We start from the raw sequence: 20,010 nt of genomic DNA, 5'->3' as shown, positions 1-20,010 counted from the left end.
GTTTCGTTCTGGAAACGCCTGTAGAGGACATCATCATGATTAGTCTAAGTGACTTAAGAAAGTTTAAAGCCGAAGGACGCAAGTTCTCATGCCTCACTTGTTACGATGCAAGTATGGCTAAAGCTATGGAATTGGCTGAAATTGATACGATTTTAATCGGTGACTCTCTAGGAATGGCGATCCAAGGAAGAGATTCGACGCTTCCTGTAACGGTAGAAGATATGGCTTACCATACTGCGGCAGTTCGCCGTGGTAATGCTCATGCTTTAATCATGACCGATTTACCTTTCATGAGTTATGCAACTATTGAAGATGGCTTAAAAAGTGCTAAAGCCGTCATGCAAGTCGGCGCACAAATGGTAAAAATTGAAGGTGGTGCTTGGTTAAGTGATCTTATTCAAGTCCTTACCCGCAATGGCATTCCTGTGTGTGTGCATTTAGGTTTAACACCGCAATCTGTACATGTATTTGGTGGTTATAAACTTCAAGCGAGAACTCGCGAAGCAGCAAATCAATTGATTGCTGATTGCCAAGCAGTTGTAGATGCGGGTGCAGCAGTACTTTTGCTTGAATGTGTTCCAGCACAATTAGGTAAAGAAATTGCAGAGTTATTCCCGAATACACCTGTAATTGGAATTGGTGCGGGTCATGAAACAGATGGTCAAGTTCTCGTTGTCCAAGATATGTTAGGTCTTACCTTTGGTAAAGTTGCACGTTTTGTTCGTAATTTCATGAAAGAACAAGCGGGTGAAACGGCAATTGTAGATGCAATTAAAGCGTATCACGTTGCGGTGCAAGATCAGTCTTTTCCAGCAAAAGAACATACTTTCCAAGTTGAGCTTTAATTCATGAAAACAGAAACAACGATACAAGGCTTAACTGCTTCGCTTGCACCTGCACGTAATACCAAAAAAATGATCGGTTTTGTGCCAACGATGGGTAACTTGCATGAAGGTCATTTAACCTTAGTGCGTGCAGCGAAAAAGATCTGCGACATCGTCGTGGTGAGTATTTTTGTGAATCCAATTCAGTTTGGTGCTGGTGAAGACTTTGATAGCTATCCACGAACGTTAGAGCAAGATAGCCGTTTATTAGCTGATGTGGGTTGCGATATTATCTTTGCACCTTCAGTTGAGCAAATGTACGGTTCACAGCCACGTTTGACCAATATCAGTGTGGGTCAAATCACTGATGATTTATGCGGTAAGTCTCGTCCAGGGCATTTTGATGGTGTTGCTGTGGTGGTGACGAAATTATTTAATATTGTACAGCCTGACTATGCCTTCTTTGGACAGAAAGATTATCAGCAACTTGCTGTTATTCGTCAGTTCGTACAAGATTTAAATATTCCGCTTGAAGTCATTGGTGTCCCAATTGTACGCGCTGAAGATGGTTTAGCACTCAGTTCACGCAATGGATATTTGTCTGCTGAACAACGAGAAATTGCACCAACGATTTACCGTTTGTTAAAGCAAGCAGAGCAATCATTGCAAGAGGGGAAAGCCCTTTCTGAAGTGTTAGCAAATATCTCTGCTCAATTGACACAAGCTGGTTTTGTTGTGGATTATGTGGAGGCGCGTCAGCCTAATTTGCAACCTGTAGAACAATTTGACCGAAATTTGGTTTTATTTGTTGCAGCTAAATTAGGTTCAACGCGTTTAATTGATAATTTAGAAGTTGACTTTAAAACATAAAAAACAAAGGGCAAAACGCCATGAAGCGTATTCTTATCGTGACAGGACAATCTGGCTCTGGTAAATCCTCTGCGTTACAAGTGCTTGAAGATTTGGGCTATTATTGTATAGATAACTTACCTTTGGCGTTGCTGCCTGAAATTGTGGCAAAGCTGGATCATGAAAATAATCTTGAGCAACTCGCACTTGGGGTCGATATTCGAAGTACCCGTGCAGATATGCAAGAGTTTGATCTAGTTTTTGAGCAATTAAAAAAACATGGTTCAGTCGATATTATCTATTTGACTACTCAGGATCAGGACTTGATTGCACGTTTTAGTGCATCACGAAGACCTCATCCCTTAGCGAGTCGTTTCAATAGCTTGTTGCAATGTATACAGGAAGAAAAACAGCTTTTAATTCCGATACAATTTCGCTCCACAGTACATATTGATACAACAGATAAAAGTGTCCATGATTTAAAACATATCTTGCTGTCTAAACTTGGGCAGTCTGATAATTTGATTGTCATTTTACAATCATTCGGCTATAAGCATGGCATTCCGTTAGATGCGGACTATGTTTTTGATGTACGCCATTTACCAAATCCACATTGGGATTTAGAATTACGCCGCTTTTCGGGTTTAGATGAGCCTGTACGCCAGTTTTTAGAAAGCAGTCAACAAACCAATGAGATGTTTGAGGACATTTATGCTTTCTTGGAAAAATGGTTACCTGCTTTTGCAGAAGGACATCGGCATTACATGACTATTTCTGTCGGTTGCACAGGTGGTCAGCATCGTTCGGTTTATATTGTGGATAGACTCAAACAGGCCCTTGAGGCAAAATGGTCTGTCCAAATCTTACATAGAGAAATGAAGCACTGGTCATGATAGACACAACAATTGATGTAATTAACAAACTCGGCTTACATGCTCGTGCGTCTGGTAAACTCATCGAGGTGACAAGCAAATTTCGTTCTTCTATTCAAATTGGTAAGGGCGATAAATTAGTTGATGCAAAAAATATTATGTCTTTGTTGATGTTAGGTGCTGGTAAGGGCACAACGCTTCGTTTAGTCATTGACGGTGCAGATGAAGATAAAGCACTGGAAGAAATTCAAACGCTGTTCGCAGCAAAATTTTATGAGGCAGAGTAAATAGTGGCACGTGGCACACAACGTTATACCGATGAAGATTTTGAATCGTTAGAAGGACGTGCGAGCAGAACTGAGCAAAAAAAAGCAGTACAGCGCATGGCAGCTTTGGGTGAGCAATTGGCTCAACTTAATCCAAAGCAAATTCAAAAGCTTCCTGTCGATGAGCGTTTAATTGATGCACTATTAGAAGTGCAGAGAATCAGTTCATTTGAAGCACGTCGTCGTCAGTTTCAACGTGTTGGCAAGCTATTGCGTAATGAAGATGAAAGCACGATTTTATCTTATCTAACGCCGCAACAAGGCGCAAAAAAGCAAATGCAATTGATGCGTTGGGTTGATCGCATGATCGAACAAGGCGATCCTGTAATTAATGAATTTAGTAAAGTGTTTAATGCTTCTGAACGCCATACTTTACGCCAGCATGTATTGCGTATTCATCGAGATATGAAAAAAGAAGTGAGTGAGGAAGAGCTTGCAGCTTCGAAGCTCAAATTTGTGAACTATGTACAGCAAGTGGCATTACTTTCTGATCAAGGTTAAATAAAAAGAAGTTTCCGAGGAAACTTCTTTTTTTGTCTATCAATGACCAAACTCGCCTGTCGCTCTTTGTTTTGCCCATTCTCTTAAAATAAATTTTTGCAATTTTCCTGTCGATGTTTTTGGAATCTCTGTAATCACAACATCTTTTGGGACTTTAAATCGTGCAAGCTCTTTTTGGCAGTGTGCAATAATTTCCTCAGATGATGCAGAAGCACCTTGTTTTAACTCAATAAATGCACATGGCACTTCTTGCCAGCGTTCATCAGGTTTTGCAACAACTGCTGCTGTAAGAACTGCTGGATGGCGATACAGTACATCTTCAACTTCTAATGATGAAATGTTTTCGCCGCCTGAGATAATAATATCTTTAGAGCGATCTGTGATTTTGGCATAACCATCAGGGTGGCAAACGGCTAAATCACCTGTGTGGAACCAACCACCTTTAAAAGCATCTTCTGTTGCTTGAGGGTTTTTTAAATAACCTTTCATCACGATGTTGCCACGGAACATAATTTCACCCATGGTTTCACCATCATTTGGAACTGGCTGCATAGTCTCAGGATCGAGAACGCGCATACTGTCTTGCAATGGATAAGGGACACCTTGGCGAGAATGTAGTTGCGCTTGTTCTTGAATAGATAAATCACTCCATCCAGCTTGTGATGCGCAAAGTGCAGAAGGGCCATAGGTTTCAGTTAGCCCATAAACATGATTGACGTTAATGCCAATATTTCGCATACCTTCAATGATTGCTACGGGTGGGGTAGCCCCAGCGACCATGACTTCAACATGATGTTCAAAAGCAATTTTTTGTTCTTGCGGGGCATTGATTAGCATCGATAAAACAATCGGCGCACCACAGAAATAATCGACTTTATGTTCAGCGATATATTTGAAAATGAGTGCAGGGTCTACACGACGCAAACAAATGTTGGTTCCACCACTGGCTGCAATTGACCATGCAAAGCACCAGCCATTGCAATGAAATAATGGTAGTGTCCAAAGGTAAACTGCGCGAGGCTTCATGCCACAGGCCAAGATATTACTTGCTGCATTTAGATAAGCGCCACGATGATGATAAACCACGCCTTTAGGGTTGCCCGTAGTACCTGAGGTATAGTTGAGGCTAATCGCATCCCATTCATCTTGAGGTAATAACCAATCAAACTCTGGATTGCCTTCTGCTAACCATGATTCATACTCATATTGTCCAAGTGCAATCTGTTCGCCTTCATACTCTTGATCAAATACATCAATCACAATAATTTGTCGCGTGACAAGTGTTAGTGCTTCTTCTGCGATTGCTCTGAACTCAGGATCGACTAGAAGGACTTTTGTTTCCGCATGTTGCAGCATGAAGGCAATCGTTTTCGCATCTAGGCGAGTATTGAGTGTATTTAAAACAGCACCACTCATCGGTACTGCAAAGTGTGATTCAATCATCGCAGGTACATTTGGGAGCAATACCGAAACCGTATCGTTCTTTTTTATGCCAAGATTAGAGAGTTGATGTGCAAATTGACGGCAGCGCTGATAGGTTTGTTGCCATGTGATATGTCGTTGACCATGAATGATCGCTGCTTGATTAGGGTAAATATAAGCAGCACGTTCTAAATAACGTAATGGGGATAAGGCAACAAAATTCGCGGGTGTCCGCGGTAACTCATCATATGCACTAACCATGTGTTAACTCCATTTCTGTTTTTGTCTTTTATATCTATATAAACATAGTGTGTCGTTTAGTCTAAATCATTTAGGCTTTAGTCTTGTATATGGGTTTTTCTGATTCAGAGGTTTCATCCTCAGCTAAACCTGTGTAAAATCTTGGATACTTTTTTATCCGCCGTTTTTTATCTTTTGAGGTTCTCCTCAATACATAATCTCGCGGTGATATGCTCCATTGTGCGGGGCATCACTCCTTAAGGATTCTATTATGCCAATCATTACTTTACCAAATGGTGATCAAAAACAGTTTGATCAACCGATTTCCGTGATGGAACTTGCTCAAAGCATTGGTCCGGGTCTTGCAAAAAATACCGTTGCAGGTCGTATCAATGATCGCTTGGTGGATGCTTGTGATTTGATCACAGAAGACGCAACAGTTCAGATTATTACCCCTAAAGATGAAGAAGGTTTAGAAATCATTCGTCACTCTTGTGCGCACTTGGTAGGACATGCAGTTAAGCAGTTGTTCCCAGAAGCGAAAATGGTGATCGGTCCTGTGATCGAAGAAGGTTTCTATTACGACATCTGGATGCCTCGTCCATTTACTTTGGATGATATGGCAGCGATTGAAGAGCGTATGAAAAAGCTCATCGATCAAGATTATGATGTCATTAAAAAGATGACACCTCGCGATGAAGTGGTTGCTGAATTTACTGCGCGCGGAGAAGAATACAAACTACGCTTGATTGCAGACATGCCAGAGGAAACTCAAATGGGCTTGTACTACCATCAAGATTATTTGGATATGTGCCGTGGTCCGCACGTACCCAATACTAAATTCTTAAAGTCATTCAAGCTCACAAAAATCTCTGGCGCTTACTGGCGTGGTGATGCAAAGAATGAACAGTTACAACGTATTTATGGTACTGCTTGGGCTGATAAGAAACAGCTTGCAGCATATATCAAACGTATCGAAGAAGCTGAAAAGCGTGACCACCGTAAAATTGGTAAAGCATTAGACTTATTCCATATGCAAGAAGAAGCACCGGGTATGGTGTTCTGGCATGCGAATGGTTGGACGATTTACCAAGTACTTGAACAATACATGCGTAAAGTTCAACAAGACAATGGTTATCAAGAAATTAAGACACCACAAATTGTTGATTTTACTTTGTGGGAAAAATCAGGACATGCGGCAAACTATGCTGAGAATATGTTTACGACACATTCAGAAAGTCGTAACTATGCAGTGAAGCCAATGAACTGTCCTTGTCACGTGCAAGTCTTCAACCAAGGTTTGAAATCATACCGTGATTTACCAATTCGCTTAGCGGAGTTTGGTTCATGTCACCGTAACGAACCATCAGGTTCTTTACACGGTATTATGCGTGTTCGTGGCTTTACACAAGATGATGCACACATTTTCTGTACTAAAGAACAAATTGGTAAAGAAGTTGCTGACTTCATTAAACTGACTTTAGATGTTTATAAAGATTTTGGTTTTGAAGAAGTGCAAATGAAACTTTCTACACGTCCAGAAAAACGTGTAGGTGACGATGCACTTTGGGACTTAGCTGAAAAATCTTTGGCAGATGCTTTAGATGATGCTGGCTTAGCTTGGGACTTACAACCAGGTGAAGGTGCATTCTATGGACCGAAGATTGAATTCTCATTGAAAGACTGCTTAGGCCGTGTATGGCAGTGCGGTACGATCCAATGTGACTTCAACTTGCCAATCCGTTTAGATGCTTCTTATGTCACTGAAGACAATGATCGTGATCAACCAGTCATGTTGCATCGTGCAATTCTTGGCAGTTTTGAGCGTTTTATTGGTATACTAATTGAACACTATGCGGGCTTCATGCCACCTTGGCTTGCACCAATCCAAGCTTGTGTAATGAACATTACCGATTCACAAGCTGAAGCAAGCGAGCAAGTGGTCGCAAAACTCAAAGAAAATGGTCTACGTGCTATTTCTGACTTGAGAAATGAAAAAATCGGATTTAAGATTCGTGAGCGTACTCTAGAGCGTATTCCATACCTTCTAGTTCTTGGTGACCGAGAAGTTGAAGAAGGTACAGTCAATGTGCGTACTCGCTCAGGAAAAAATTTAGGTACTATGTCAGTAGATGCATTTATTGACCTAGTGAAATCTGCCGTTGCCGAACGCGGCCGGTACATTGTGGAGTAATAAAGATTAAACAGCCTGACCGTAACCAACAACAAGGTGCTAAAAGTAACCGTCCTGCAATTAACGACGAGATCCGTGCAAAAGAAGTACGCCTCGTTGCTGCAGATGGAGAACAAAAAGGTGTCGTTTCATTAAATGAAGCATTACGTGCTGCTGAAGAGGCAAATCTTGACCTTGTTGAGATTGTTGCTAATGCAGAACCGCCTGTTTGTAAAATCATGGACTACAACAAGCACTTATTTGACTTGAAACAAAAGCAAAAAGATGCGAAGAAAAAACAGCATCAAGTGCAAGTGAAAGAAATCAAATTACGTCCTGCAACGGATGTAGGTGATTACCAAGTAAAATTGCGTGCAATTTTACGTTTCCTTGAAGAAGGAAATAAGGTGAAAATTACCTTGCGTTTCCGTGGTCGTGAAATGGCGCATCAGCAGCTTGGTTTGGCTCAATTACAGAAAATTGAGGCTGACGTTGCTGAGTTTGGTGTTGTTGAACAAGCACCAAAGATGGAAGGTCGTCAAATGGGCATGTTACTTGGTCCGAAAAAGAAAAAATAATTTTTTCTTAATAAAAAAGCACCGCTATTGCGGTGCTTTTTTATGTTCGCAAGTCTTGTGAGTAAAGAAAATAAAGCAAATCTAAATATGATAATATTAGTTGATAATTACACTATTTTAGAAAGGAGAAATAAATGACAGTAATAACAGGGTCAACTGAACTCTCCGAAATTAATCAAAAAGTTGTGCAAGATGGTGAGATTTTACCTCAAGTAAAACTTAAAGATGGTAGTCGTGTGCAAACGGGTACAGTCGCAACAATGTTGCACAATATCAATTTGTATAACACTGGTGTTCGTGGTGAAGTTGAGGATGAACTCATACTCGCAATCCCAACGCTATTCAAAGTTGGGATGTTTGAATTGTTTTCTGTTGATGAATGGATTCAAGGCGATAATCTCGGGCGTAGGTTTGTTGGAGAAAAAGCAAAAGCATTTTTGGAAAGCCAAGTGTAATTTGCATAACATGCTCTTTAAGAACATTTTTATTGTTTCTTTTCGTGCTTGTTTACTGATCGTGATAAGTGAAGTGTGCTATAACGCAACAACAGTCAAAATAAAGATGAATAGGGCAACATAAATGATTGACTTATATTATTGGGGCACTCCCAATGGGCATAAAATAACAATTGCTTTAGAAGAAATGGGACTCGAATATAAAATTTTCCCCATCAATATTTTAGAAAATGATCAGTTCCAACCTGATTTTCTAAAAATCTCTCCAAACAATAAAATTCCAGCGATTGTAGATCAAAATGGCCCTCGTGGAGAGCCGATCTCCGTCTTTGAATCGGGTGCGATCCTACAATATTTAGGTCGAAAAACTGGTTTATTTTATCCAACTAATGAACAAGAGCGTGTTGAAGTTGAGCAGTGGTTGATGTGGCAGATGGGTGGATTTGGTCCAATGCTAGGGCAGAATCATCACTTTAATAAGTTTGCTAAAGAACATATTCCTTATGCAATAGAGCGCTATGTGAATGAGACTAAGCGCTTGTATGCTGTGTTAAATAAACAGTTAATTGGTCAGAAGTTTGTTGCTGGTGAATATTCAATTGCAGATATGGCAATCCTACCTTGGGCACTGCGTTATGAGTGGCAGGGAATTCAGCTTGAGGATTATCCTTATGTCCAAGATTATATTGAGCGTTTAACAGCACGTCCTGCAATTCAAAAAGCTTTGTCGATTCAAGTTTAACTTTCTATTATGTTTATGTACGCCTCATGAGTTATTGGTTGTTATTTATATCGGCTTTTGGGGCTGCAACTTTATTACCATTACAGTCAGAAGCAGTTTTGATGACTCTGCTTGTAAAAGGTTTGGCAAATCCTATTTATCTGCTTATCGTCGCTACTTTAGGTAATGTGCTTGGTTCATGTGTGAACTGGTGGCTAGGTCTGAAAATAGAACATTTTAAAGATAAAAACTGGTTTCCTGTTTCAGAACAGCGATTATTACAAGCACAGCAGATTTATCATAAATATGGTTTTTATTCATTGCTATTAAGTTGGACACCAGTAATCGGAGATCCGATTACCTTAATCGCAGGCTTAATGAAAGAAAATTTTTGGCGATTCTTATTGATCGTCACGATTGCCAAAGGTGGGCGATATTTAACTTTGTATGCGCTGTATTTAGGTATTTTTTAGATTAAAAGGAAGGTTTTAAACCGTCCCTTTGTTGTTTGATTAATGATCAGACCCTTTGGTGATATCCACTTTAAACAGATCACTGGTTTTAAACCAACAATAGGTTACAACTGCCAGTGTCATGCAACCACCAAAAATGGTTGCAGTAATGGTTCCCATATATTTAGCTGCTAAACCAGACTCAAAAGCACCGAGTTCATTGCTTGATGAAACGAACATGCCATTGACCGCAGCAACACGACCTCGCATATTCTCCGGAGGGAAAATCTGTAAAACAGTTTGACGAACAACAACAGAAACACTATCACACGCACCAGTCATAGCAAGTGCAAAAAGTGATAGCCACATGTTATTTGAGAATGCAAATAAGATCGTAAAAATACCAAAACCAGCAACGGCTAAAAGCATATTACGCCATGCGTGATGCATCGGTGGAAATTTGGTAAGCACGATCATGGTGATCAGTGCGCCAATTGAAGGGGCGGCACGTAGATAACCTAAGCCTTCGGGGCCGACTTTTAAGATTTCTTCGGCGAAAATAGGCAGTAGTGCAATCACACCACCAAATAGAACTGAAATCAGATCTAAAGAAATGGCCCATAAAACAATTTTAGTTTTCCAAATAAAACGGAATCCATCAGTGAGGCTTTGTAAGACATTTTCAGTTTCCATTTTTGGAAAACTGCGTTTTTGTAATCGCGTAATTAAGACAAAGCAAGTTGCGAGTAACGCAGTAACAGCAAATAAGCTTGTTTCTCTTCCCATGAATGCCAACATGAAACCACCGAGCATGGGGCCGATGATCACACCACTCTGCCAACCAATCGTGGTCCATGTTGCACCATTGGCATAGAGTTCACGGGGAATTAAAAATGGTTTTAAAGATGTTGCTGAAGGATTGTAGAACCCTCGAATTGTTCCGAGTGCAAAAATAACAGCGTAAATTCCCCAAGATAGCGCGGTTATGCCTATTTTCTCTAAACCATGTAAATGGAATAAACTCCAGAGAATCAAGGGGAGTGGAATCGCAAAGAACAAACAGATTTTCATAATTGTTTGTTTATTTAGCTTATCTGCGAAATAACCGCCCCATAATGAAAGTGCGATAAAAGGAATAGCTTCAGCTAGACCAATAAAACCGAGCGTTAACGGGTCTCGCGTAATCTGATAGAGAGAGTATGCAACGATAATTTCTTGAATCAAAATAGCCAGTGTGAGGCAAAATTGATTGAGGGTAACAATCGAAAAATCGCGATAACGTAATGCCGCGAATGCATCATTCTGTATAGACATATTTGTGAGGATTCAATATTTTTCACATATTATAGGGGGTTATTTTTTATAGTTTTCTCATATTTTGAGAATTAGTTATGGGAAATAACGTTTGGCAAAAATAAATGCTTTGTTGTCAAAAAATGAGCATTTTACTTTTGTTTTATTCATAGATGCTATATGATACTGCCTTCCTTACCTGCAGGTCGATTTGTAATAGTGCAAACGTGCCGAACAGGTGCTCAAAAGAGGTTACTATGGCTAAGTTAAAAACTCGCCGTGGTGCAGCTAAACGCTTTAAAGCGACTGCAAACGGTTTCAAGCGCAAACAAGCATTCAAGCGCCACATTTTGACCAAAAAATCTGCTAAGCGTATCCGTCAATTGCGCGGTTGTGTAATGGTTCACGTAAGTGACGTTGCATCAGTTCGTGCTATGTGCCCATACATCTAAGGAGATTATAAATGGCTCGTGTAAAACGTGGTGTACAGGCTCATCGCCGTCACAAAAAAATTCTTGCTCGCGCTAAAGGTTACTATGGTGCTCGTTCACGCGTTTACCGCGTAGCGTTCCAAGCGGTAATCAAAGCTGGTCAATATGCTTACCGTGACCGCCGTCAAAAGAAACGTCAATTCCGTGCTTTATGGATTGCGCGTATCAATGCTGGTGCTCGTCAAAACGGTTTGTCATACAGCCGTATGATCGATGGCTTGAAAAAAGCTCAAGTGATCATCGACCGTCGCGTATTAGCTGACATCGCTATGCATGATGCAGTAGCATTTGCTGCTTTAGCTGAAAAAGCTAAATGCGCATTAGCTGCATAAGCTTAGAGATTCAAAAGAAGGCCGCTTTTAGCGGTCTTTTTTATTTTAAAGTATTTAATTTTTAATAATAGATAATAATTTGAGATCAACAATGAAAGATGACCGTTTCTTAAATGATTTAATTCATTACATCCAACAAGGACAAAAGTTTAAATATTTATATTTTTGGGGACATACACCCAAACAAGCTGATCTTGTTGATAAAAGTTGTTTGAGCCAGTGGTATCCATCAACATTTAAATTGGATGGCATTGAATATCTCACGGCTGAGCATTATATGATGGCGCAAAAAGCAAAATTATTTAATGATGAACTGGTTTTTGCACAAATTTTGCAAGTTAAACATCCAAATGAGGCTAAACAACTGGGACGAAAAGTGCAGCATTATGATGATCAGATCTGGAAAGAAAAGCGTTTTGATATTGTTGTACAAGCAAACCTTGCTAAATTTTCTCAAAATTCAGCGCTAAGGGATTTTTTGGTAAATACACAGGATTGCGTTTTAGTTGAAGCATCGCCAGTTGATAAGATTTGGGGTATAGGAATGGCTCAGGAACATGAACATATTCAGGATCCGTCTCAATGGTTAGGTTTAAATCTATTAGGTTTCGCTTTAATGCGTGTTCGAGAACAACTCATAGATTAGAAACTTCAAAAGAGTATTGTGGACTGACTCAATCGGTTCAAAAGTATTGATATCGAGGAAATCGTATTGCTGCAGTTGAATAATGGTGAAATACGCTTAGCCACTTCAAATGATTTGCCTCAAATTGCCGCAGTGCATATTGCATGCTGGAAGGAGACATATACAAATATCATTAAACAGGAGATATTGGATCAACTTGATGTTCAAGAAAAACTCTTGTTATGGCGAGAAATTTATATAAGTGTCGAGCATCAATTGTTGGTTTATGTGGAAAATGATCAAGTACTTGGTTTTTTGGATGGTTATTTAAATCCTAATAATGATGTTGCTGAAATTCGAGCTTTCTATTTGTTTGCAAGAACTCAAAATCAGGGTATTGGTCGTCAAATGTTTAAACAGTTTTATAGCCACGCGCTCAGTCAAAGTTATGCTTTCATTCGACTAGAAGTGTTTAATAAAAATCCAAGTCGCTTCTTCTATGAAAAAATGGGCGCTAAGTTAATAGGTGAAGCCGAACTGCCAGAGTTCGGCGAGGGCATAACAGAGTTACTTTATCAGTGGGAACTCTAATACTGTATAAAAATGATGGATTTTATAGTCCAAAATAATAAGCAGCGATACAGATAATAACTGTGATAACAATGAGTTTAATCACACTAGACGTGCTGACTTTATGATGTTGCGCCTGATTGAAATGTTGTGATGTTTCCATCGTTCTATCAATGATCTCTGGCTCAGCGGTCAGCTCGGCAGTTTGATAATGGTTCGCTATTTTTACAATCAGTTTAGAAAATAAATCATCCGTCTTTTGGGAAAAATTACGTAAACTAATTTGTTCTTCAGGGCTGATCAGTTCACCAGCTTCATTATAAGGATGTTGTCTTTGTTGTTCTAAATACTCGGTCAATGCTTCGCAACGATGTAGCAAGCGATGGGCGCAATCAGCTGGATAATCTGTTGGAATAATTGCAAGTTGATGACTTGAAATACTGCTATGGTCAACTTCATAACCATAAAATGGGAAGTCTTGTTGTGCTGGTTCTGAGAAGTATTGAGCGTATTTGCTGTCAAAGAGTTCTCGCTCCAAGTACCTTGTTACATCATTCCAATTTAGCTTTTGTAGATCAATATCAACTTTTTTTGCAAGTTTATCATTTAGGGTATAGCCCCAAAAAGTTTCTTGTCTTAAAGGGTTTCTTTGAGAAGTTGGCGCTTCAAAATCATTATCACTGTTATACCATTCTGCGAGTTCATGCCCACAGATCCAAGCTGTCTTTTTATTGGCTTGGTGGCTTACGATAAAGTGAGCAAAAGGGAATAGTTCAACATTGGCATTTGGGTTTTGTTCATCATTTAGCAAGTTCGATAAATGTAGACTTAACTTCTTCACACCTTGTTTTTTTAGGCCTTCAAGCCAAATTTGGAAATGTTGTGCCAGTAAATGTTGCGATATCAAGTCACGAAAATTGAAACTATGTTGCTCGAAGATTGGATGTTCAATCCAACGGCTGAAATTGAGGTCTCTAGATAGAAACTCATTACCATATGTGACAAGTGTGAGCTGTTGCTTCCAAATTTGATCAAGTGCCATCTTGGTCATTTCTCATTGACGATATCGTTATCTTATACATTTTATTAAATTATTGGCTAGCGTTAACGACAAATAACTGTATCTATTTCATATTATTATTGTTTCATCCATAAAGTAAAACTTATTAAGGCTCCAATTTTAACCACGGTTTAGCTTCATAAAACAGGTAAAAAGCTGATAAACTATAGCGTTTTATTATATTTTTAAATTTTGTTGCTTTGAGAGTTACTATGTCACTGGAAGCCCTGACCACTGAAGCGCTTGCTGCCATTGCAGCGGCTCAAGACCTTGCTGCACTCGATCAAGCTCGTGTGCAATTTACAGGGAAAAAAAGCCAGCTTGCAGAACAGTCGAAAGCACTTGGAAAAATGGATCCTGAAGAGCGTAAAGTACAAGGCGCTGCGATTCACGCTGTTCGTGAAGCAATTAATGCAGCATTGACTGAGCGTCAACAGACATTACAACAAGCCGAGCTTGCAAAAAAATTAGCAAGTGAAACGATTGATATTACTTTGCCTGGTCGCGGTCAGCGTATGGGAAGTATTCATCCTGTGACGCAAGTACAAGAACGTATTTGCCAATTCTTTACTAAAGCTGGTTTCCAAGTTGCACACGGTCCAGAAGTCGAAGATGACTACCATAATTTCGAAGCCTTAAATATTCCAGGGCATCATCCAGCACGTGCAATGCACGATACTTTCTATTTTGATGCCAAACATTTGCTTCGTACACATACATCAGGCGTACAAATTCGGACCATGGAAACGAGTCAGCCACCAATTCGTATTGTGTGTCCGGGTCGTGTGTATCGTTGTGACTCTGACCAAACCCATTCGCCAATGTTCCATCAGATCGAAGGGTTGTATGTTGCTGAAAATACCAGTTTTGCTGAGTTGAAAGGCTTATTGATTAACCTACTCAATGAGTTCTTTGAAAAAGATTTAAAAGTACGTTTCCGTCCATCTTATTTCCCATTTACTGAGCCAAGTGCAGAAGTGGATATCATGGATGAGCGTGGCCGTTGGTTAGAAGTTTTAGGTTGTGGCATGGTGCACCCAAATGTACTTCGTGCTGCAGGGATTGATCCTGATAAATACAAAGGTTTTGCTTTTGGTTTAGGGGTAGAGCGTTTTGCGATGTTGCGTTATGGCATCAATGATTTACGTATGTTCTATCAAAACGATGTGCGTTTCTTACGCCAGTTTGCCTAACAGTTTTTTCAGGATTAAATAAGGTTTATACAGATGAAAATTAGTGAAAATTGGTTACGCACTTGGGTTAATCCAGCGATTGATAGCGAAATACTTTCTGATCAGTTGACTATGCTTGGTTTGGAGGTGGATGAATTAGCACCAGTTGCGAAGCCATTCACAGGTGTGGTGATTGGTGAAGTTCTCACGGTTGAACAACATCCAGATGCTGATCGTTTACGTGTAACAACAGTAAATATTGGTTCGGGTGAGCCGCTACAAATTGTATGTGGTGCTCCAAATGTTCATGTTGGTATGAAAGCGCCTGTTGCAACAATTGGTGCCGTGTTACCGGGTGATTTTAAAATTAAAAAAGGCAAACTGCGTGGTGTGGAATCACAAGGGATGCTTTGCGGTGCTTCTGAAATTGATTTAGAAGATAAAATTGATGGTTTGTTGGAATTACCTGCTGATGCACCAGTGGGCGTGAATATTCGTGAATATTTGAAACTTGATGACAATGTGATTGATATCAGTATCACGCCAAACCGTGGTGACTGTTTTAGTATTCGTGGTATTGCGCGTGAAATTGCTGTCATTAACCAATTACAAGTGAATGAACCTCAAATTCAATCAATTGCAGCAACTATTAGCGATGAAAAAACCGTAACGATTAGCACAGAAGGCACACCTCGTTATTTAGGTCGTATCATTAAAAATGTAAATGTTAAAGCAGCTACTCCTGAGTGGATGGAACAAGCGTTAACGCGTTCAGGGATCCGTAGCCATAGTATTTTGGTTGATATCACTAACTATGTCTTACTTGAACTAGGTCAACCGATGCATGCCTTTGACTTGACTAAAATCGAAGGTTCGATACACGTTCGCCAAGCGCAGCCGCAAGAAAAATTAACATTGTTGAATGATCAAGACGTTGAATTGCAAGATGACATCATGGTCATTGCCGATGATCAGAAAGCTTTGGCAATCGCAGGGATTATGGGGGGATTAGCTTCGTCGGTCACTGATGATACGCAAGATATTTTTCTTGAAAGTGCTTTCTTTGCGCCATTAGCAATTGCTGGTCGTGCACGTCGTTTCGGCTTGCATACTGATTCATCACAGCGTTATGAACGTGGTGTTGATTTTGAATTACCTATGATCGCGATGCATCGTGCATCTGAACTTATTCAAGCCTTCGCTGGTGGTGAATTTGCACCAATTACAGTGGCGGAACAAACAGATTTATTACCAAAACGTGAAGCGATTAAGCTGCAACAAGCACAAGTTGATCAATTGCTTGGCTATCAAGTTGCGGGTGATTTTATTGCTGATGCACTGACTCGTTTGGGTTGTGTGGTTGAAACGATTGCGCAAGGTGAGTGGAGTGTTGTACCACCATCACATCGTTATGATATGGCAATCTATCAAGACCTCATCGAAGAAGTTGCTCGTATTGATGGTTACGATAATATACAGATCAGTTTGCCAAAAATTGACGTGAAATTAGAGACGTACCAAGATCGTTTTGAAACGGCTCAGTTACGTCAAACTGTTGCAACATTGGGTTATCAAGAGGCAATTAGTTTTAGTTTTGCTGACGCTAAACTTGAAAAACAACTTAATCCAAATGTACAGCCTTTGATGCTTGCTAATCCAATTTCAAGTGATTTGGCGGCAATGCGTAGTACTTTGTTATCAAGTTTAATTCCTTGTGTACAATACAACTTAAACCGTCAACAGCAACGTGTGCGTTTCTTTGAGTTGGGTTTGCGTTTTGATTATCAAGATGCAAAAGATATTCATGATCTCAAGCAAATCCCAACTTTAGCACTAATTGCAGTTGGTTCTTTAGTGCCTGAGTCATGGCATGCAAAGCCACAAGCAATGGATTTCTTCGATTTTAAAGGTGAGATTGAAGAAATTTTGGCAGCGGGTCGTATCAACGTTGAGTACGCACGTAGTGAGCGAGCTTGGTTACATCCAGGACAATCTGCTGAAATTTTGCTTGATGGAAAGTCAATTGGCTATTTAGGGCGATTACACCCATCTTTAGAAAATGCACTTGATTTGGGCATTACTTGGGTTGCAGAGCTTGATCAGCAGGCCGTTTTGCAATCTTATGTATCTAATTTTACAGAATTATCACGTTTTCCATCGGTTAGACGTGATATTGCGCTTTTAATCTCTGATAAGATTGAGGTAAGAGATATTCAGCGGTTAATTAAGCAAACTGGTGGAGAGTTATTAGACTCAACATGGTTGTTTGATGTGTATACGGGGCAAGGGGTTGAACAAGGTAAACGCTCTTTGGCATTTGCATTGTTATGGCAACATCCAACTCGTACGCTTGAAGATGCTGAAATTAAATCTGGTATGGATAACATTATTCAAGTGTTGGAAAACACTTACCAAGCGACATTGAGGGCCTCATGACAGCATTAACAAAAGCAGAGATGGCGGACCATTTGAGTGAGCTTACTAGCTTAAATCGCCGTGAAGCAAAACAAATGGTCGAGTTATTTTTTGATGAGATCAGCCAAGCATTAATTGCTGGCGAACAAGTCAAACTATCAGGGTTTGGCAATTTTGAATTACGTGATAAACGCGAACGTCCTGGACGTAATCCTAAGACTGGTGAGGAGATTCCAATTTCAGCCCGTCGTGTGGTGACATTCAGAGCGGGTCAAAAATTTAGACAGCGCGTTGGAAATGAGCAGATCGATTGATCTGCTTTTTTTATTTCTGTTTAAATAATACAAATTCTGAGCATAAAAAAAGAGAACCGAAAGGTTCTCTTTTTTATAATCTATAAATAGATTATTGAGCAGCAGACGCTGGAGCAGCTTCAGAAGCAGCAACGTCAGAAGCAGCTTCAGCAACGTCAGAAGCAGCAGCAGCAACGTCAGAAGCAGCAGCTTCAACAGCATCAGTAGCTTCAGAAGCAGCAGCTACAGCTTCAGAAGCAGCAGCGTTAGCGTCAGCAGCTGGAGCTTCTTCTTTCTTAGAGCAACCAACGAAAGCTAAAGTAGTAGCAATAGCAGCAACAACAGCAAATTTTTTGAATAACATGGCATCACTCTCATAAAATTGTGAGATTAAAAAAAACCTGAGCTAGTCTGTTTGTGCTTTTATTATTCCTAAACGCTTTAGGTAACAACGCAGGGAGCAGCCTAACTGGTCTGGAGCTATCGTATCAAAGCAAATCATGAATTACTACTGTTCTGTCCAACAAAACGACAAAAATGGACAGAATTTGGCTTTTTTTTGATAGAAAATAACTATAATTATTTTATTTAATATCGGTTTTAGGCTGTATCTTTCTGATTTTTCTTAAAAAATAATATATAAAACAAAGGATTGATGTTTTTGTGAGAATTTAAATCAAAATGTAAATATTATGTAATCCTGTCAACCAAATAAAAAAAGCTACCATTAAGGTAGCTTTTTAAATAATGATTTAGGTTGATGCTTTTCGTTTCATTTGATCAAAGAAATCATCATTGGTTTTGGTTTCTTTCATGCGATCTAATAAGAATTCCATCGCTGCAAGCTCATCCATTGGATGTAGTAACTTACGTAAAATCCAAACCTTACGTAGATTTTCTTCGCCCATAAGGCGTTCTTCACGGCGAGTACCAGATTTCTTGATATTCATTGCTGGGAATACACGTTTTTCAGCAATACGACGATCAAGTGTAATCTCTTGGTTACCTGTACCTTTGAATTCTTCGTAGATCACGTCATCCATCTTACTGCCCGTTTCAATAAGAGCAGTAGAAATAATTGTGAGTGAACCACCTTCTTCAATATTACGTGCAGCACCGAAGAAACGTTTTGGACGTTCCAAAGCATGAGCATCCACACCACCTGTAAGCACCTTGCCTGATGATGGGATCACAGTATTGTATGCACGTGCTAAACGGGTAATTGAGTCGAGTAGAATCACAACATCTTTTTTATGTTCAACTAGGCGTTTCGCTTTTTCGATGACCATTTCGGCAACTTGAACATGACGAGCAGGTGCTTCATCAAATGTTGATGCAACCACTTCGCCGCGAACGGTACGCTCCATTTCAGTCACTTCTTCAGGACGTTCGTCAATTAAAAGTACAATTAAGAAGACTTCTGGGTTATTACGCACAATTGATTGAGCAATTGTTTGCAGCAACATTGTTTTACCCGCTTTCGGTGGTGCAACAATAATAGAACGTTGACCTTTACCGATTGGTGCGATCAAGTCGACGACACGGGAGGTTAAATCTTCTGTTGTACCGTTACCGAGTTCCATAACCAATTGTTCGGTTGGGAATAATGGCGTAAGGTTTTCAAATAGAATTTTATTACGTGAGTTTTCAGGTGTATCGTAGTTAATTTGGTTTACTTTTAATAAAGCAAAATAACGTTCGCCTTCTTTTGGTGGGCGAATAGTACCTGTAATGGTATCACCAGTACGTAAATTAAAGCGGCGAATTTGTGATGGGCTGACATAAATGTCATCAGGGCCTGCTAAATATGAACCAGCCGCAGAGCGTAAGAAACCAAAACCATCAGAAAGGATTTCTAGAACGCCATCACCAAAAATTTCTTCGCCATTCATTGCATGGCGTTTTAAAATAGCAAAAATAATATCTTGTTTACGGTTACGCGCCATGCCTTCAAGGCCCATAAACTCCGCAATTTTAATGAGTTCGCCAATGGGTTTTTTCTTGAGTTCAGTTAAGTTCATAAGTGGTCAGACAGAATGGAATAAGTGGAGGACTATGTTAGGGAAAGAGTAAAAATCGACCGCATACATACATGCTGATGTAATTGTATTTACACAACCACAATTCAGTAGTCTGGTTCATTGTTTCAGAGAGAAATGTGAAAACAATTGTTATTGCCGAGCGGCGATCTTATGTTTTGTGTCTTGTAAGAAGTGCAATGAAGTAGATTCCATTCAAAGCTTCTTGATCCAGTAATATAGGTTAAATAAAGAAATTTGTCAATGTAAACTCAGAAATACGCCATCAATTGAATAGCGTATTTCTGAGGGATCGATAACCTAAATT

22 protein-coding genes are annotated in these 20,010 nt (G+C 39.7%); 17 read left to right on the top strand and 5 right to left on the bottom strand.

What is annotated here, in order from left to right:
- Nucleotides 1-35: 35 nt before the first annotated feature.
- From panB to yjgA, 5 genes are read left to right on the top strand one after another with little or no spacing between them, the layout of a single operon-like run.
- Nucleotides 36-845 (top strand): 3-methyl-2-oxobutanoate hydroxymethyltransferase, encoded by an 810-nt coding sequence (gene panB / locus B4237_RS03445; protein ID WP_061392077.1) that lies wholly within the window; start codon nt 36-38, stop codon nt 843-845.
- A 3-nt stretch (nt 846-848) separates the two neighbouring features.
- The gene (panC, locus tag B4237_RS03440) at nt 849-1,694 is read left to right on the top strand and encodes a pantoate--beta-alanine ligase (protein WP_061523609.1); all 846 of its coding nucleotides are present in this window, start codon (nt 849-851) and stop codon (nt 1,692-1,694) included.
- Nucleotides 1,695-1,714: 20 nt separating this feature from the next.
- The gene (gene rapZ, locus B4237_RS03435) at nt 1,715-2,566 is read left to right on the top strand and encodes an RNase adapter RapZ (RefSeq protein WP_019385177.1); all 852 of its coding nucleotides are present in this window, start codon (nt 1,715-1,717) and stop codon (nt 2,564-2,566) included.
- Entirely contained in the window at nt 2,563-2,832 is a 270-nt protein-coding gene (locus B4237_RS03430) for an HPr family phosphocarrier protein (RefSeq protein ID WP_004881777.1), read from the top strand. Before rapZ ends, B4237_RS03430 begins: the two co-directional genes overlap by 4 nt.
- 3 nt (nt 2,833-2,835) lie before the next feature.
- Nucleotides 2,836-3,372, top strand: a complete 537-nt coding sequence (gene yjgA / locus B4237_RS03425) for a ribosome biogenesis factor YjgA (RefSeq protein WP_004881780.1) — start codon at nt 2,836-2,838, stop codon at nt 3,370-3,372.
- 39 nt (nt 3,373-3,411) lie between these two features.
- Here the strand turns inward: yjgA and B4237_RS03420 are convergent, their stop codons facing one another.
- Nucleotides 3,412-5,055 (bottom strand): acyl-CoA synthetase, encoded by a 1,644-nt coding sequence (locus B4237_RS03420; protein WP_286941378.1) that lies wholly within the window; start codon nt 5,053-5,055, stop codon nt 3,412-3,414.
- 250 nt (nt 5,056-5,305) lie between these two features.
- On the opposite strand from B4237_RS03420, the gene thrS reads away from it, so the two are divergent.
- The 5 genes from thrS to B4237_RS03395 all read left to right on the top strand — a co-directional run bounded on the left by thrS (nt 5,306) and on the right by B4237_RS03395 (nt 9,434).
- The gene (gene thrS, locus B4237_RS03415) at nt 5,306-7,228 is read left to right on the top strand and encodes a threonine--tRNA ligase (RefSeq protein ID WP_136458367.1); all 1,923 of its coding nucleotides are present in this window, start codon (nt 5,306-5,308) and stop codon (nt 7,226-7,228) included.
- 5 nt (nt 7,229-7,233) lie between these two features.
- Nucleotides 7,234-7,785 carry a translation initiation factor IF-3 gene (gene infC / locus B4237_RS03410; protein WP_079281829.1) on the top strand — a complete coding sequence of 184 codons (552 nt, stop codon included), beginning with the start codon at nt 7,234-7,236 and terminating at the stop codon, nt 7,783-7,785.
- 134 nt (nt 7,786-7,919) lie between these two features.
- Entirely contained in the window at nt 7,920-8,240 is a 321-nt protein-coding gene (locus B4237_RS03405; protein ID WP_286941375.1) for a DUF7709 family protein, read from the top strand.
- Between the two features lie 124 nt (nt 8,241-8,364).
- Nucleotides 8,365-8,982: a glutathione S-transferase N-terminal domain-containing protein gene (locus tag B4237_RS03400; protein ID WP_286941373.1), complete on the top strand. Its 618-nt coding sequence runs from the start codon at nt 8,365-8,367 to the stop codon at nt 8,980-8,982.
- A 26-nt stretch (nt 8,983-9,008) separates the two neighbouring features.
- Nucleotides 9,009-9,434 (top strand): YqaA family protein, encoded by a 426-nt coding sequence (locus B4237_RS03395; protein ID WP_286941372.1) that lies wholly within the window; start codon nt 9,009-9,011, stop codon nt 9,432-9,434.
- Nucleotides 9,435-9,473: 39 nt separating this feature from the next.
- Here the strand turns inward: B4237_RS03395 and B4237_RS03390 are convergent, their stop codons facing one another.
- Entirely contained in the window at nt 9,474-10,727 is a 1,254-nt protein-coding gene (locus tag B4237_RS03390) for an MFS transporter (protein WP_004881787.1), read from the bottom strand.
- A 236-nt stretch (nt 10,728-10,963) separates the two neighbouring features.
- Between B4237_RS03390 and rpmI the strand changes: the two genes are divergently transcribed.
- The 4 genes from rpmI (at nt 10,964) to B4237_RS03370 (ending at nt 12,745) form a co-directional block, all read left to right on the top strand.
- On the top strand, nt 10,964-11,158 hold the full coding sequence (gene rpmI, locus B4237_RS03385) for a 50S ribosomal protein L35 (RefSeq protein ID WP_004637967.1): 195 nt from the start codon (nt 10,964-10,966) through the stop codon (nt 11,156-11,158).
- 11 nt (nt 11,159-11,169) lie between these two features.
- A complete protein-coding gene (gene rplT, locus B4237_RS03380) occupies nt 11,170-11,529 on the top strand; it encodes a 50S ribosomal protein L20 (protein ID WP_286941370.1) in 360 nt (119 codons plus the stop codon).
- 91 nt (nt 11,530-11,620) lie between these two features.
- Complete coding sequence (locus tag B4237_RS03375; RefSeq protein WP_286941368.1) at nt 11,621-12,175, top strand: NADAR family protein; 555 nt, start codon at nt 11,621-11,623, stop codon at nt 12,173-12,175.
- A 66-nt stretch (nt 12,176-12,241) separates the two neighbouring features.
- A complete protein-coding gene (locus B4237_RS03370; RefSeq protein WP_286941367.1) occupies nt 12,242-12,745 on the top strand; it encodes a GNAT family N-acetyltransferase in 504 nt (167 codons plus the stop codon).
- A gap of 22 nt (nt 12,746-12,767) precedes the next feature.
- On the opposite strand, the gene B4237_RS03365 is transcribed toward B4237_RS03370, so the two are convergent.
- Complete coding sequence (locus B4237_RS03365; protein ID WP_286941366.1) at nt 12,768-13,766, bottom strand: hypothetical protein; 999 nt, start codon at nt 13,764-13,766, stop codon at nt 12,768-12,770.
- Nucleotides 13,767-13,996: 230 nt separating this feature from the next.
- On the opposite strand from B4237_RS03365, the gene pheS reads away from it, so the two are divergent.
- From pheS to B4237_RS03350, 3 genes are read left to right on the top strand one after another with little or no spacing between them, the layout of a single operon-like run.
- The gene (gene pheS / locus B4237_RS03360) at nt 13,997-14,977 is read left to right on the top strand and encodes a phenylalanine--tRNA ligase subunit alpha (RefSeq protein ID WP_007479552.1); all 981 of its coding nucleotides are present in this window, start codon (nt 13,997-13,999) and stop codon (nt 14,975-14,977) included.
- A gap of 33 nt (nt 14,978-15,010) precedes the next feature.
- Nucleotides 15,011-17,392, top strand: coding sequence for a phenylalanine--tRNA ligase subunit beta (pheT, locus tag B4237_RS03355; protein ID WP_286941364.1), 2,382 nt, complete (start codon nt 15,011-15,013; stop codon nt 17,390-17,392).
- Entirely contained in the window at nt 17,389-17,685 is a 297-nt protein-coding gene (locus B4237_RS03350) for an integration host factor subunit alpha (RefSeq protein WP_004664224.1), read from the top strand. The genes pheT and B4237_RS03350 overlap by 4 nt, the downstream gene beginning before the upstream one ends.
- Before the next feature lie 91 nt (nt 17,686-17,776).
- On the opposite strand, the gene B4237_RS03345 is transcribed toward B4237_RS03350, so the two are convergent.
- Nucleotides 17,777-18,028 carry a hypothetical protein gene (locus B4237_RS03345; RefSeq protein ID WP_004881793.1) on the bottom strand — a complete coding sequence of 84 codons (252 nt, stop codon included), beginning with the start codon at nt 18,026-18,028 and terminating at the stop codon, nt 17,777-17,779.
- 388 nt (nt 18,029-18,416) lie between these two features.
- A complete protein-coding gene (gene rho / locus B4237_RS03340; RefSeq protein WP_004881796.1) occupies nt 18,417-19,685 on the bottom strand; it encodes a transcription termination factor Rho in 1,269 nt (422 codons plus the stop codon).
- Nucleotides 19,686-20,010 lie beyond the last annotated feature (325 nt).

This window comes from Acinetobacter sp. UBA6526 (assembly GCF_002434875.1).
Classification (GTDB): Bacteria; Pseudomonadota; Gammaproteobacteria; order Pseudomonadales; family Moraxellaceae; genus Acinetobacter; species Acinetobacter venetianus.
Note: the sequence above shows the minus strand (reverse complement) of the source record. Positions and strands in the feature narration are given on the sequence as shown.